This window comes from Streptomyces sp. KL109B (assembly GCF_030766935.1).
In the GTDB taxonomy this organism is placed as follows: Bacteria; Actinomycetota; Actinomycetes; order Streptomycetales; family Streptomycetaceae; genus Streptomyces.
This window is the reverse complement of the sequence record NZ_JASERL010000001.1, coordinates 104,634-118,124: the sequence shown is the minus strand read 5'-3', so window position 1 is coordinate 118,124 and position 13,491 is coordinate 104,634. Positions and strand designations below refer to the sequence as shown.

The following is a 13,491-nucleotide window of genomic DNA, read 5'->3' as shown; positions in this document are numbered from 1 at the left end:
AAGGGGTGTTGAAAGGGGCCCTAGCGTTGGCGGGCGCGCCGGGCCGACAGGACCCGGCCGCGGCCCGCCCTGCGCGCCGTGGCCGCGGCGCTTGGCACATGGGCGCGCGGCCGCTCGGTCAGGGACGTGAGGAAGCGCCGCTGCGCGTCGAACGAGGGGTACTCGAAGAGCCGCACCAGCGGGAAGCCGACCTCGAACTCGCGCTGGATCTCCGTGTGCAGCACCGCGATGGTCAGCGAAGTCCCGCCCACGTCGAAGAAGTTCGCGTCGCGATCCGCCAGGGACCCCGCGCCGCCTCCGGCCACCGAGAGCCACAGGCGCTCCAGACGCTCGGCCACCGCCCCGCCCCGAGGGGCGGCCGCGCGCTGCTCGGCCGCGCGCCGGGCGCGCTCCTCGACATGGCGGCGGGCGGTCTCGGCCAGCGCCTTGCGGTCGGCCTTTCCGTTGGGGAGCTTCGGCAGTTCGGGCAGGAAGAGGAAGGCCCCGGGCACCATGACGCTCATCAGCCGGTCACCGAGGTGGTCGCGGAGCTCCCGCTCGGCGCCCGCGTCGCCCTCCACGACGGCGACGATCACCTTGGCGAACCGGTCCTCCTGCGCGCAGACGTAGGCGTCGCGGACGCTCGGGTGCGCCTGGATCGCCGACCGCACTTCCTGCAGCTCGATCCGGACGCCCGCGATCTTGATCTGGTCGTCCGCCCGGCCCAGGATCTCCAGGCCGCCGTCCACGCCCCGGCGGCCGAGATCCCCCGTCGGATAGGCGAGCACCCGCTGCCCGTCCACGGCGACCTCGACGAACGGCGGCTCGATCCGGCCGTCGACCAGATAGCCGTGCGTGGGGTGGTCGGCGGCGATGTGGATCTGGCCGGTGACCCCGTCGTCGCACTGCTTTCCGTGCTCGTCCAGGAGGTAACTGCGTGATCCGGGGCGGTTCTCGCCCACCTGCTGGATCCCGGCGGCCGGGGTGGCGGGGACCCGGTAGAAGTGCTGGGCCAGCGTCGTCTCGGTCGGGCCGTAGAGGTTGACCACCTGGCTGTGCGGAAAGAGCTCCCGCCAGCCGCGCGCCAGCGCGTCGTCCAACGGCTCGCCCGCGAAGAAGGAGTGCCGCACGCCCGGCATCGGCTCGCTCCCGGCGAGCCCGGAGAGCCACACCTTGCCGAGCGAGGGAACCAGGTGGAACCCGGTGATCCCGTTGCTCCGCAGGAAGTCCCCGACCGCCGCCACATCGAGGTGCCGCTGTTCGGGAACGCACAGGGTGGCGCCCGAGACCAGCGGCATCAGCGCGTCACGGAACCACACGTCGAAGGAGAGATTGGTCAGGTGCGCGAACCGGTCCTCCGGCCCGATGCCGAACTCGGCGGACTGCCACCGCAGGAACTGGGCCAGGCCCGTGTGGCTGCCGACGATGGCCTTGGGCCGCCCGGTGGACCCGGAGGTGAACGCGACGTAGGCGTAGTCCTCGTCACCGAGGTCCGCGACCGGCACGCCTTGCGGGGCGGAGCGCGGCGCGATCCGGCGGCCGTCCGCGCAGTCGACGACCGCGCGGACGGGGCCGCAGTCCAGCATGGCCTCCCGGCGGGCCTCGGGCAGCGTGTCATCGATGAGCATGACGACCGCGCCGGACAGCCACACGCCGAAGACCGCGATGACCGCCGAGGCGCCGCGCCGCCCTTGGACCGCGACGACGTCACCGCGCCCGATGCCCCGCTCCGTCAGCTCGTCGGCCAACTCCCGGGCCCGCGCCTCCAGTTCGGAGTAGGAGACGGACCCGGAGCCCGAGACGATCGCTGTCGCGTCGGTGAATGTCCCGCACGCCCGCTGCAAGAGGGCGTCAACTGCCTGCACGGATCGTTCCTCCGTTGATTGAGGGCGTGCTCACCGGCGATCGACGCGGGTGAGCGGCCATGGGTGTGCTCATGGGTGTGCCTTTGGATGTGCCGATGACTTCTCGTGGATGTGCCGATGACTTCTCGCGTACGGCTTCTCGCGTACGACTTCTCGCGTACGGCTTCTCGCGTACGGCGGTCAGGAGGACTTCACGGACCGCCAGCGCAGCAGCGCGACGCGCTCCGCATCGAGGAGGCTCGCGGGCCTGGCATGTCCGCCGTGCCGGTATTCGCCCGCCCTCGCGTGATGTCCACCGCGCTGAAGGGCCCCGGCCGCCGCTCTGGGCCGGGCGGACCCGGACGGCGGGGCGGACCAGGTGGGCCGGCCGGACAGGACCCGCAGGGCATGGGCGACGGACACCATGGTCATGTGCCGGTGCCAGCCCATGAAGGAGCGGCCGCTGTAGTCGCGCAGCCCTGAGGCGTCGACCTCGTCGGCCCGCTCCGGCGCCCGGTCGAGACACGCGGTCAGGCTCATGAGGGCCGCCGTCGAGCCCGGGATGTTGGTGAGCCAGTGACCGCGCAGCCGCCCGGCCGACTCGTCCCACTCCGCGAGCAGGGTCAGCGGCTTCGCCTCCCCGTCCGGGCCGGGGCCGCGCCACGGCCCCTCGGTCCTGGGCAGGTGGACGCGGACGGCGACGGCGGTGCGGCGCGGGTTCCTCGGGTCGAGCGGGCGACGCAACTGGTGGTTGCGCCACAGCAGTTGGTGGACCGGGAGCGGTCCTTCGCCGCACCGGGAGTCGGCCGCGGGCAGCACGGTGAGGGCGCCACTGGTCCGCACGAGCCAGGGCAGCCCGGCCCGGGCGAGGTCCTCGACCAGCGCGGGCAGCCGCAGCCGACGGGCGTCGGCGATCACCGGCAGCCCGGCCCCTGAGCGGCCCGCGGTCAGATCCGCGAGCGGCGTCGGCGGGAGCGCGTCGCCGCCGCGGCCGGCCGCGATGCGTTCCGGGATGGCGGCCTGCACCCGGCGCGTGGGGTCGGTGAGCCACTCGTCGGGCAGCTCCAGATGCCAGCCCACCGGAACGGACAGGCTCCGGGACGCGTGCCACAGGCCGTACGCGAACTGCCCGTTGACCCGGTGGCCGAGTTCCGGCACGAACCGTTCGTGGACGCCGACGGAGCCCTTGCCCGCCTTGTGCAGGAACAAGGGGTGGGCCACGTGGGCGACGGCGGGCGAGTGCCGTTCCAGCGCGGCCGCCAGGGCCCGGCGCACGGGCTCCCAGTCCCACCTCGCCTTTGCGATGAAGTGCTGGAACCGCTGCTCGGCCGAGGGGTCGCCCAGGCGCAGCGCCATATTGCGGGCCGTCTTGCGGCCCGGAGTCGTCATCATGCCCCGCAGGAGCTGCTCGGCGGTTCGGCGCTGATCGCTCCGTGGCAAGGACACGAACACTTCCCTGCTCAACTCTGTGAGCAGGTCTTCACATGGGGGGATGCGGGTGATCATGAGAGTGGTCGGCTCCCGTTGCTTCAACGATGACGGCCATCAGGGCCTGAGAAGAGCGTTCCTGGTCAGGGGCTCGGCCGAGAAGGTGGTCAACGTACGGGTTCGGGGGCGCTGCGGTGTCTTCGCCATCGCAGCGCCACGTGACCGTCTCATCACCGCTTGCGATACGTGTGGACACGGTGGTGACGCGATCACCATCCGTCCAGATCGGCGGCGCGGATCAGCGACACGGATCAGCGACGCGGATCAGCGGTTCGCATCCGGGACACCGCGACTCCGCACAGGCACAGCAGGCCACCGACCAGGGCCAGCGGAGTGGGTACCTCGTCGAGGAAGAGCCAGGACATGAGGACGACGATGACCGGCACCGCGTACGTCGTGGCGCCCATCTTCCCGGCCGTGGTGCGGGAGACGGCGTAGGCCCACGTGGTGAACGCGAGGGCGGTCGGGAACACGCCCAGGTACACGACCTGCGCGGTGGCGAGGACGGGGGCCCGGCCCACCTCGGAGACCAACTGGCCCGCGAACGGCAGACAGGCGACGGCCCCGACGAGCGCACCGAACGTCGTCACCTGAAGGGGACTCGCGTGCTTCAGCGCGGGCTTCTGCAACACCACGCCCAGCGCATACGTGATCGCCGCGGCCAGACACAGCAGCACGCCGGTGGCCGATGAACCGCCGCCACCGGATGTCGCGATACCGACCACCACGGCGCCGGCGAACGACACCGCGAGGCCCGCCATCAACTTGCCCGGAAAACCCTCCTTGAGAAGCCAGCCCCCGAGGATCGCCATCAGGATCGGCCCCACATTGACGATCATCGCGGCCGTACCGGCATCCACTTCGCGCTCCCCCCAATTCAGCGCGAACATGTACGCGGCGAACCACAGAAGGCCGGACGCGACAATTCCCGCCCAGGCCGCCCGCGGTGGGAATCCCTCACGGCGCGCCAACAGGACGCCACCAAGAACGGCGCCCGCCACCAGCAGTCTCCCCAGAGCCAGCGAACCCGGCCCGAAGTGCGTGGCTGAGCTGCGGATGGCGATGAAAGCCGATGCCCACAGCACCACGGTGACCGCCGCCGCGACGAGCACACGGGGGTCCGCGTCCCGTGCGGGCGATACGGCCTCGGATATCCCTGTGCTTTCCTTCGTACGACTCACAATTGCCTTTCTCTCGTGCTCCGCCGGGGCGGCCGTACCATTTCGTTGATCATTACACGGAGCCACCGCCCATTCGCCCCTCAATCCGCTAACTCCCGGCAGACTCCTTGAAGTTGAATGACTGCCGAGCAACTTCTCCGGCCTTCGCTCCGGCGGACGTAGTGTTCCTGCCGTTCCCACGAGACACCGAGAACCAGGAGGCGGCAGAACATGAAGATCGATTGGGCCGGGCTCGGAGAATTGCCGATGGACGAGACGAAGATGTCCCGGCATCTCGCGGTCGGCAGCAAGATGTCGTGCATGCGGGTCGTCGCCGACCAGCCCGGCCGCCCCGACCTGACCCCGCACTGGCACCACAACGAGCAGTGGGTGGTCGTCGTCTCCGGCGCGGTCAACTTCGTCGAGGACGGCACCGAGTACGAACTGCGCGCCGGCGACGCGGCGTTCATCCCGGCCGGAGTGCGCCACACGATCACGCAGATCGGCGAGGAGGGCGCCGTCCTCTACGAGCTGTCCGCGCCCGGCCGACTCGACCTGATGCCCGGCACGCTGGTGCCCTCCGCCCTGCGCTTCGACTGAGCGGGGCAGGCGGATGAGTCCCGTGAGCGCCCCCACCGGACAGGTCTCGGTCGTCCTCGACTACGTCCAGGGCAAGCGCCGGCTCGACCGGCTCCTGGAGGCGGCGATCAGCCTGCTCCAGCGCCTGAGCGAGGAACCGGAGCAGGCCCGACGCCTGGAGCTCGCCTTCGAGTTGATCCGACGCCACTTCAGCGCGGACGTACGGCTGGAGTTCGACGGCACGGCGTTGCGCACCGATCCGCGCGGCGCAGCGGAACCCGTGGACCCGGAGCCCGAGTCCGAGCCCGAGTCCGAGTCCGAGCCCGAGTCCGAGCCCGGGTCCGAGTGCGTCTTCCTTCTCGCCGGAGCCGACGGCGCCCAGGGGCGGCTGAGCGCCCGGTACGACGCGACCGACACCCTCGGCCTCACCCGGGACGAATGGGACACGGCCATGCGGCTGTTCGCCCGGATCGTCGCCCTGGCAGTGAGAGGCAGGATCCTGTGACGTCCGCCGTCGTCTCAGGCGCCTCCTCCGGAATCGGCGCCGCCGTCGCCGAGGAGTTCCTGCGCCGCGGATACGAGGTCACCGGGCTTTCGCGGCGCGGCAACGCCGACCTCGACGCCCATGAGGCGTACCACGACCGACGCGTCGACCTGCGTGACGCGGACTCCGTGCACACCGCCCTCGCGCACCTCGCGGGACGCGAAGGCCCCGGCCGCTGCGCGGTGGTCCTCAACTCCGGTCTGGCACCGGAGCCCTGCCCACTGACCGAGGTCGACTGGGGGACCGCCTCCGACACCTACACCACCAACGTGGCCACCGCGCTGCACCTCGTCCAGGCCACCGCCCCGCTGCTGCGGACCCGCGGCGGCTCGCTCACCTTCGTCGGGTCCTCCACCGCGGGCGGGGACGCGCCGGAGCGCTGGTCCTACGCCGCGAGCAAGTCCGCCCTGACCACCCTCATGCGCTCCTGCTCCGTGGAGTTCGCCGACGACGGCGTCGTCGCCAACGAACTGCGGCCGGGCCCCGTCGCCACCGCCATGACGGTCGGAGCCGGCGGCGACCGCTTCCTCGGGCTGCTCAACTCCGGGTACCGGACCGACTGGCTCAAGCCCGTGGCCGCCGTGGCCCGGTGGATCGTGGACCTCGCCGAGTTCCCGGCGAACGGCCCCACCGGCCAGATCTTCAACTACAGCCGCAAGGCCTCCTGACGACGCCCCGCGTCCGTCCCCCGCATCTCTCTTCATCCCTCTTCACCTGAACTCATCCCTCTCCACCTGCACTCATCCCTCTTCACCTGCACTCATCCCTGTTCCGCGTTCAGCGAATCGAGGTTCCCCCATGCCCACTCACCCCTCTCCGCAGCAGCTCGTCGACCTGTTCAACTGGGCCTCCCCCGGCATGATCGTCACCGACGCCGACGGCCGTGTCGTACTGGCGAACAAGGCGGCGAAGGAGCTCCTCGCGGACGGCTCTGCGGCCGGCAGCCGGCTCGTCGACACCCTCGGTGTGGACGACTACGCGGCCCTGCTCGCCGCCCGCTCCGTCGTGGAGAACCGCGCCGTGCGCTTCCGTGACACCACGTTCCCCGAGGGCTTCGCCAACCTGGGCTTCGGCCAGGTCGACGGTGCGTCGTACGGGTTCTGGGCGCTGCGCCCGGTGACCACGCACCCGGCGCCGTCCGACAAGGCGTCCCCGCAGGAGCCGACCACCGCGAAGGCGTGGATCGCCCGGGTCGACGCCCACGACGCCGCGTACACGCCGGTCACCGAGCAGGACGTGGCGCTGCTGCGCGGCTATTACGACCACTGCCCGGTCGCCATCCACCTGATCGAGGAGGACGGCACCGTCGCGCACGCCAACTGGAAGGACATCGCGATCGTCGGTGCCACGCAGGCCCCCGACACGTATGTGGGCCACCACATCCGCCACATCTACGCGGACAAGGAGATCGTCGAGGACTTCCTCGGCCGCTGGGACGAGGACGCCCCGATCATCGACTTCCGCGCGGACTTCCTGAACTCCGACAAGCGCGTCCCGGTCGTCATCTTCTCCACCGCGAACGTCGAGAACGGCACCCTCAAGAACACCCGGTGCTTCGTCTTCCCTGACAACGAGCCCACCCGGCAGCGCGACCGCGTGACCCCGCTCGAACTCTCCTTCTGAGCCTGCCGCCCCCGACAGGGCGGGGCCACCGCCCCGCCCTGTCCGCTCTCCCCCTCGTCCCCCGACTTCCAGGAGTTCGCAGTGGCACGGCGATCCACCGACACCCACTGCCCGTACTGCGCCCTGCAGTGCGCGACCGCGCTCGACCGGGACGCGGCGGGACGCACCACCGTGCGCCCCCGCGACCATCCGGTGAACCAGGGCAGCCTGTGCCAGAAGGGCTGGACCGCGCCCGCCCTCCTCGACGTCGCCGACCGCGTCCGCCACCCCCTGCTGCGGGAGACGAGGGGCGGGCCGTCCCGCACCGCCGGGTGGGACGAGGCGCTGGACCGGGTGGCCCGGACCCTGCGGGCGCTGCGGGCCGAGCACGGCCCTGACGCGGTGGCCGTGCTCGGCGGCGGCGGGCTGACCAACGAAAAGGCTTATCTCCTGGGCAAGTTCGCCCGGCTCGCCCTCGGCACCCGGCGCATCGACTACAACGGCCGGTTCTGCATGTCCGCGGCGGCCGCCGCCGCCCGCCGCGCCTTCGGCCTCGACAGGGGCCTGCCCTTTCCGGTCACGGACCTCGGGCGGGCCGACGTCGTCCTGCTCGCGGGCGCCAACCCGGCGGAGACGATGCCGCCGCTCATGCGCCACCTGGAGCGCCCCGACCTGATCGTGATCGACCCCAGGCGCACCCCCACCGCGCGCCGCGCCGCCCTCCATCTGCGGCCCGCGCCCGGCACCGATCTCCCGCTCGCCCTCAGCCTGTTGAGCCTCGCGATCGCCGATTCGCTCGTCGACGACGCGTACGTGCAGGAGCGCACCAGCGGATTCGACGCGGTGCGCGCAGGCTGCGCCGACTGGCCGCCCGAGCGGGTGGCCGAGGTCACCGGCGTACCGGTCGAGGAGCAGCGCGCGGCGGTCCGGATGCTCGCCCGCGCCAGGAACCGCTACCTGCTCACCGGGCGCGGGGCCGAGCAGCACCGCGACGGCACGGACACCGTCTCCGCCTTCGCCAACCTGGCCCTCGCGCTCGGCCTCCCCGGCCGCGAGGGCTCCGGGTTCGGCTGCCTGACCGGCCAGGGAAACGGCCAGGGCGGCCGCGAAATGGGCCAGAAGAGCGACCAGTTGCCCGGCTACCGCTCCATCACCGACCCCGCCGCGCGCCGCCATGTCGCCGAGGTGTGGAAGGTGCCCGAGGAGCGGCTGCCGGGCGCGGGGCCGAGCGCGTACGAACTCCTCGACTCGCTCGGCACGCCCCAAGGGCCGCGCGCGCTCCTGGTGTTCGGCACCAACCCGCTCGTCTCCGCACCGAACGCCGGGCACGTCGCGGACCGGCTCGCCGCCCTCGACCTGCTCGTCGTGGCCGACTTCGTGCCCAGCGAGACCGCCCAACTGGCCGACGTGGTCCTGCCGGTGGCCCAGTGGGCCGAGGAGGAGGGCACCCTCACGGGCCTGGACGGCCGGGTCCTGCGCAGGCGCCGTCTCCTCGATCCGCCGCCTGACGTGCGCACCGACCTGGAGGTGCTGCGCGGGCTCGCGGTGCGGCTCGACGAGGACGCCGAGGACTACCCCACCGCGCCGCACGCCGTCTTCGACGAACTGCGCCGCGCCACCCGCGGCGCCGCCGCCGACTACAGCGGCGTGACGTACGAGCGGTTGGACCGCGGCGAGTCGGTGCACTGGCCCTGCCCGCGGGAGGACCACCCCGGTACGCCCCGACTGTTCCTCGACGCGTTCGCGCACCCGGACGGCAGGGCCCGCTTCACGCCGGTCGCCCCGGACGGAGCTGGCGAGCGCCCGGACGCCGCCTTCCCGCTGCGGGCCACCACCGGCCGGGTCCTGGCGCACTACCAGTCGGGGGCGCAGACCCGGCGGGTGGCGGCGCTGCGCGAAGCCGAGCCCGAGGTCTTCGTCGAACTGCACCCCGACACCGCCGCCCAACTCGGCTTGTACGAGGGTGAGTTGGCGGAGGTGACGTCGGCCCGCGGCAGCATGCGGGCGCGGGCCCGCCTGGTGGACTCCATCCGCCGCGACACGGTCTTCGTGCCGTTCCACTTCGCCGCCGAAGGACGCGCCAACCTGCTGACGGGCGCCGGGCTCGACCCGCACAGCGGGATGCCGGAGTTCAAGCTCAGCGCCGTCCGGATCACGCCCTGCCCGGACGCGCGCACGGCGGCGCGACCCGCCCCTGCCGCCCGCCCCGACCCCGTCGTGTGCCTGTGCAACAACGTGTCGCGGCGGCGGTTGGAGGACGCCTGGCGCGACGGCGCCCGCTCGGTCGAGGCCCTGGCGGCGCTCACCCGGGCCACCACGGGCTGCGGCGGCTGCGAGCCGGACGTGCGCGACCTGGTGGCACGGTTCGAAGGACCCACCCCGTCCGTACCGGCGCCCCGGCCCCGGCGGGTCGGACCCGGGGAACGACGCACCCTCGTCGTGGTCGGCAACGGCATGGTCGGCCACCGCCTGGTGACCACCCTGCACGCCCGCGACCAGGCAGGTCAGTGGCGCATCACCGTCCTCGGCAAGGAGCCGCACCCCGCCTACGACCGGGTCTCGCTCTCCTCGTACCTGGACGGCCGCAGCGCCCAGGACCTGACCCTGGCCGCCGACGCCGTGCTCGCCGACCCGGCGGTCGTCGTCCGGCGCGGCTGCGAGGTCGTCGGGGTGGACCGGGCGGCACGCACCGTGCGCACGTCCCACGGCGACACGGTCGGCTACGACGCCCTGGTCCTGGCGACGGGCTCGCACCCCTTCGTACCGCCACTGCCGGGCCGGCGGCCGGCCGGCTGCTTCGTGTACCGGACCTTCGAGGACCTCGACGCCATCCGCGCCGCCGCTGCCCCGGGCCGCCCCTGCGTGGTGGTCGGCGGCGGGGTGCTCGGCCTGGAGGCGGCGAGCGCGCTGCGCGGCCTCGGTCTCGTACCGCAGGTGGTGGAGCGGGCCCCGCACCTCATGGCGGGGCAGCTCGACGCCGGGCAGGCGCACGCCCTCGCACAGGAGTTGCGCGAAGGACTCGGCCTCGGCCTGCACTGCGGGGTCGGGATCGAGCGGCTGGCCGCGGGGCCCGACGGAGTGGTCGGCCGCGTCGAACTCACCGACGGCCGGGTCCTGCCCGCCGACCTCGTCGTCTTCGCCGCGGGCATCGTGCCCGCCGACGAGCTGGCCGAGGCCGCGGGCCTGGCGCGCGGCGAGCGCGGCGGGTTCCTCGTCGACCGGCACTGCCGCACCGACGACCCCCGCGTCCGGGCGATCGGCGAATGCGCGGCGGTGGCCGGACGCTGCCACGGCCTGGTCGCGCCCGGCTACCGGATGGCGGACCTGGTGGCCCGCGAACTGCTGGGGGAGCCCGCCCCCGAGTTCAGCGCCCCCGACGTGCCGCCCCGCCTGAAGCTCCTGGGCGCCGCACGGGCCGCGGCGAGATGACACCACGTACCCAAGTACCCACGTACCCAAGTACCCCCGTACCCAAAGCAGTTGACCAAAGCAGTCGACCAGAGCAGTCGACCGCAGCAAGGAGAGAACCAGCGTGCAAAAGGGCCGACTTGGGTTCCTGGCGGGAACCCATGCCGTCAACGACCTCTATCAGGGCGCGGTGCCCGCACTCCTGCCGTTCCTGATGACCCAACGCCACTACAGCTACGCGGCGGTGTCCGGGATCGCCCTCGCCGTGGCGGGCATCTCCAGCGTGCTCCAGCCGTTCTTCGGCATCCTCGCCGACCGCAGGTCACGCCCCTGGCTGGCACCGGCGGGCTTCACCCTGGCGGCGCTCGGCGTCTCGGCCGCCGCCATGGTGGACAACTACTGGCTGACCTGGCTGTGCGTGGCCGCCGCCGGTGTCGGCATCGGCGCCTACCACCCGCCGGCCACCAGCCAGGCCCGGCAGGCCGGCGGCTCCTCGCAGAAGGCCATGAGCGTCTTCGCGGTGGGCGGCACGCTCGGCGCCTCCCTCGCACCGGCCTTCGTCACGCTGGTCGTCGGCGGCCTCGGCCTCGGCGCCGGCTGGCTGCTCGCCGCGCCCGCGCTCGCCATGGTCCTGCTGTGGCTGGCCAAGAAGGACTGGTCCCGTCCCGCCGTCGCGCCAGCCGCCGCCTCCGCGACCGCGGCGGGCACGGCCGAGGCCAAGGACGACTGGGCGGCCTTCGCGCGCCTGGTCGCGGTCATGGTCATGTGGTCGGTCCCGTACGTCACCGTCACCGCGATGATCTCCCTGTACGCGCGCAGCGACGTCGGCGCCTCCACCGCGATGGCCGCCGCGACGCTGACCACCTTCACCTTCTCCGGAGCGGTCGGCACCCTGCTCGGCGGCTGGGCGGCCGACCGCTTCGGCCGGCTCGTGCCGGTGCGCTGCGGCTACGTACTGAGCGCCGTCGCGCTCGCCGGGATCGTCTGGGCGCCCTCGCTGCCCTTCCTGATCGCGTGTGCCGCACTGTGCGGCATCGCCCTGTTCCTTCCGTTCGCACCCCAAGTCACCCTGGGGCAGGACTACTTGCCCACCCGTCCGGGCACCGCGAGCGGTCTGACGCTCGGCCTCGCGATGTCGGTGGGCGGCCTGGCGTCACCGCTGTTCGGGACGCTCGCCGACGCGCACGGGCTGCGCCCCGTCTTCCTGGTGGTGCTCGGCGCCGTCCTGGTGGCCGTCGTCTGCGCGTTCCTCCTGACCGACCCGCGCCGACGTGCCGCGTCGCCGGTCGCGTCCCGGCCCGCCGACCGGGAGAGCGAGGAGAGCCGCGCGTGACCCCGACCGGAACACAGACGCCCGCCGTGGCCGACCTCTTCGACTACCACTCCCCCGACTTCCAGAACGACCCCTGGCAGGCGTACGCGGCCCTGCGCGCGGCCGGTCCTGTGCACTTCTCGGCCGCCGCCAACTGCTATGTCGTGGTGGGCCACGAAGCGGTCAAGGAGGGCCTGGCCCACGAGTGCGTCGTCGCGGACTACCCGCTGCGCACCAGCCGCCGCACCTTCGGCCGCAATCTGCTCGACCTGGACGGGGCGGCCCACCGGACGTTCCGCCGGCACATCGCGCCGCTGCTCGCCGCGCGTGCCGTGCGCTCCTATCTGCCCACCGCGATCGTGCCGCTCGTACGGGAGGCCGTCGACTCCATCGAGCCGGGAGAGCCCACTGCCGTGGTCGAGCGGCTGTCCGCGGCCGTGCCCTACCGGCTGATGTGCGGCCTCATGGGCCTCCCCCAGAGCGACGCGCACTGGCTGTACACGCAGATGCGGCCCATCGCCCGCACCCTGGACTACCCCCCGGACACCTCGGCCGACGTGCGGCACGCCAAGGGGGTCGTGGAGGCGTATCTGCGCGGCATCGTCTCGCAGGACGCCATCGGTCCCGACAGCATGACCCGGCGGATCCTGGACGCCATGCGGGAGGGTTCCGACCCGTTCGACGTGCCCGACATCCTGGCGACGCTGCTGCTCGTCCTGCTGGCCGGCACCGAGACCAGCATCGCCGCGATCACCAACATCGTGCACGGGCTCGCCACCCTGCCCGGCGCCCTCGACCGGTGCCGCACGCGGGACGGCGCGCTCCGTGTGATCCGCGAGATCCTGCGGCTTCGCCCGCCGGTCCACTCCGTACTGCGCTTCGCCGAGCGGGACTTCACCCTGGCGGGCACCGACATCCGGCGCCGCTACCCCCTCCTGTTCTCCCTCGGGGCGGCGGGCCGCGACGCGGCCGTCTTCGGCCGCCCCGACACCTTCGACCCGGACCGTGAGGAGCGCGCCTCCCTGGCCTTCGCCACCGGACCGCACGCCTGCCCCGGAATGAACCTCGCCGAGGCCGAGTTCGCGGAGCTCTGCGAGCGCATCGCCACCCGCTTCCGCGAGGTCACGGTCGTGCCCGGCACCGACACCGAGCGCGGCCACTCCTTCCGGCACGCCCCCGACCTCACCGTGACCTTCACCTGAACCGTGACCTTCACCTGAACCGTGACCTTCACCTGAACCGTGACCTTCACCTGACAGCCCCCGCACCTTCCCTTCTCTCCCCTCCCGGAGGCACTCATGACCAGCACCCCACCCATGACCGGCAGCGCCCTCATGACCCACCTCACCGACTGGATCCAGGCGACGAACCCCGAGGCGGGAGAGATCGCCGAGGACCTCGACATCATCGAGACCCGATCCGTGACGTCCTTGCAGTTCGTCGAATTCCTGCTGTTCATCGAGGAGTTGCGCGGCGCCCCCATACCGCCCGACGACATGGACATCGACTCCTTCCGCACGCTGCGCTCCATCGTCGACCGGCACCTCGCCCCCGTGCTCACCACAGGAGAGTGAC

Annotated in this window: 11 protein-coding genes and 1 pseudogene; 9 read left to right on the top strand and 3 right to left on the bottom strand. The window is 72.5% G+C overall.

The window, feature by feature from the left end; genetic code table 11:
- Positions 1 to 20 precede the first annotated feature (20 nt).
- From RBJ65_RS00585 to RBJ65_RS00575, 3 genes are all read right to left on the bottom strand, one after another.
- On the bottom strand, positions 21 to 1,844 hold the full coding sequence (locus RBJ65_RS00585) for a non-ribosomal peptide synthetase (RefSeq protein WP_306321426.1): 1,824 nt from the start codon (positions 1,842 to 1,844) through the stop codon (positions 21 to 23).
- Positions 1,845 to 2,024: 180 nt separating this feature from the next.
- Complete coding sequence (locus RBJ65_RS00580; protein ID WP_306321427.1) at positions 2,025 to 3,269, bottom strand: transposase; 1,245 nt, start codon at positions 3,267 to 3,269, stop codon at positions 2,025 to 2,027.
- Positions 3,270 to 3,562: 293 nt separating this feature from the next.
- Entirely contained in the window at positions 3,563 to 4,465 is a 903-nt protein-coding gene (locus tag RBJ65_RS00575; protein WP_306321532.1) for a DMT family transporter, read from the bottom strand.
- A gap of 237 nt (positions 4,466 to 4,702) precedes the next feature.
- Between RBJ65_RS00575 and RBJ65_RS00570 the strand changes: the two genes are divergently transcribed.
- The 9 genes and pseudogenes from RBJ65_RS00570 to RBJ65_RS00530 all read left to right on the top strand — a co-directional run bounded on the left by RBJ65_RS00570 (position 4,703) and on the right by RBJ65_RS00530 (position 13,490).
- On the top strand, positions 4,703 to 5,071 hold the full coding sequence (locus RBJ65_RS00570; RefSeq protein WP_306321428.1) for a cupin domain-containing protein: 369 nt from the start codon (positions 4,703 to 4,705) through the stop codon (positions 5,069 to 5,071).
- A 22-nt stretch (positions 5,072 to 5,093) separates the two neighbouring features.
- A complete protein-coding gene (locus RBJ65_RS00565; RefSeq protein ID WP_306321429.1) occupies positions 5,094 to 5,555 on the top strand; it encodes a hypothetical protein in 462 nt (153 codons plus the stop codon).
- Positions 5,552 to 6,262 (top strand): SDR family oxidoreductase, encoded by a 711-nt coding sequence (locus RBJ65_RS00560; protein ID WP_306321430.1) that lies wholly within the window; start codon positions 5,552 to 5,554, stop codon positions 6,260 to 6,262. Before RBJ65_RS00565 ends, RBJ65_RS00560 begins: the two co-directional genes overlap by 4 nt.
- Positions 6,263 to 6,392: 130 nt before the next feature.
- Positions 6,393 to 7,217 carry a PAS domain-containing protein gene (locus RBJ65_RS00555; RefSeq protein ID WP_306321431.1) on the top strand — a complete coding sequence of 275 codons (825 nt, stop codon included), beginning with the start codon at positions 6,393 to 6,395 and terminating at the stop codon, positions 7,215 to 7,217.
- 81 nt (positions 7,218 to 7,298) lie between these two features.
- Positions 7,299 to 9,362, top strand: a pseudogene (locus RBJ65_RS00550) (molybdopterin oxidoreductase family protein); the annotation flags it as partial.
- 51 nt (positions 9,363 to 9,413) lie between these two features.
- The gene (locus RBJ65_RS00545) at positions 9,414 to 10,625 is read left to right on the top strand and encodes an FAD-dependent oxidoreductase (RefSeq protein WP_306321533.1); all 1,212 of its coding nucleotides are present in this window, start codon (positions 9,414 to 9,416) and stop codon (positions 10,623 to 10,625) included.
- Positions 10,626 to 10,728: 103 nt separating this feature from the next.
- The gene (locus RBJ65_RS00540) at positions 10,729 to 11,937 is read left to right on the top strand and encodes an MFS transporter (RefSeq protein WP_306321432.1); all 1,209 of its coding nucleotides are present in this window, start codon (positions 10,729 to 10,731) and stop codon (positions 11,935 to 11,937) included.
- Complete coding sequence (locus RBJ65_RS00535; RefSeq protein WP_306321433.1) at positions 11,934 to 13,118, top strand: cytochrome P450; 1,185 nt, start codon at positions 11,934 to 11,936, stop codon at positions 13,116 to 13,118. The genes RBJ65_RS00540 and RBJ65_RS00535 overlap by 4 nt, the downstream gene beginning before the upstream one ends.
- 96 nt (positions 13,119 to 13,214) lie before the next feature.
- Positions 13,215 to 13,490 carry an acyl carrier protein gene (locus tag RBJ65_RS00530; RefSeq protein WP_306321434.1) on the top strand — a complete coding sequence of 92 codons (276 nt, stop codon included), beginning with the start codon at positions 13,215 to 13,217 and terminating at the stop codon, positions 13,488 to 13,490.
- The last annotated feature ends 1 nt before the right edge of the window (position 13,491 follow it).

Coding starts and splice junctions, on each gene's coding strand:
- RBJ65_RS00555 (WP_306321431.1), top strand. CDS start 6,393: ATGCCCACTCACCCCTCTCCGCAGCAGCTCGTCGACCTGTTCAACTGG.
- RBJ65_RS00530 (WP_306321434.1), top strand. CDS start 13,215: ATGACCAGCACCCCACCCATGACCGGCAGCGCCCTCATGACCCACCTC.
- RBJ65_RS00570 (WP_306321428.1), top strand. CDS start 4,703: ATGAAGATCGATTGGGCCGGGCTCGGAGAATTGCCGATGGACGAGACG.